The 875-nt window shown below is 73.9% G+C and carries 1 protein-coding gene; it reads left to right on the top strand.

Translation table 11 applies throughout. The features are described 5' to 3' along the window. Positions 1–875: MocR-like pyridoxine biosynthesis transcription factor PdxR (gene pdxR, locus AC27KI_RS26065; RefSeq protein WP_487116745.1), on the top strand; the 875-nt coding region annotated here is incomplete at both ends.

The raw sequence follows: 875 nt of genomic DNA on the forward strand, positions 1-875 counted from the left end.
GGCAGCGCCTGGCCGGCATGGACCTGCCCGCGCTGCCCGCTGCGGAGCCCGCGCGCATCGATTTCCTGTACGGCGCGGTGGCCTCGCGCGACTTCCCGGCGCTGGCCTGGCGCCGCGCCTACCAGGCCGAACTGCTGCGCCACCAGCACAGCCTGCGCTACATCCCGCCCGAAGGCGATGCCGCCCTGCGCCGCGCCATCCAGGGCTATCTGCGGCGCGCGCGCGGGCTGGCCTGCGATACCGCGCAGATCCTGGTGGTGCACGGCTCCCAGCAAGGCATCGACCTGTGCGCGCGCCTGCTGCTGGACGCGGGCGATGCCTTCGCCTTCGAAGAGCCCGGCTACCTCATGGCGCGCCGGTGCTTCGAGGCCACGGGCGCGGGCCTGCGGGCCGTGCCCGTGGATGCGCACGGCCTGGACACCGCGCAGCTGCCCGAGGACGGCCGCGTGCGCCTGGCCTATGTGACCCCCTCGCACCAGTTTCCCCTGGGCGGCGTGCTGCCCATCGGCCGGCGCATGGCGCTGCTGCAATGGGCGCAGCGCCACCGCGCGTGGATCGTCGAGGACGACTACGACGGCGAATTCCGCTACGGCCAGCGCCCCATCGATGCGCTGCAGTCCATCGACCCCGATGGCCGCGTGATCTACATGGGCACCTTCTCCAAGGCGCTGTCGCCGCAGCTGCGCCTGGGCTACCTCGTGCTGCCCACGGCCCTGGTGGCGGTGTTCCGCCAGGCCAAGCGCATGGCCGACCGGCATGCGCCGGTGCTGGAGCAGCGCACGCTGGCCGCGCTGATCGAAACCGGCGCGTACGAGCGCCACGTGCGGCGCACCCGGCGCGAGCACGAACGCCGCCGCGCCGCGCTGGCCGATGCC

The sequence above is a fragment of the Acidovorax sp. KPB24-03 genome (assembly GCF_057546605.1).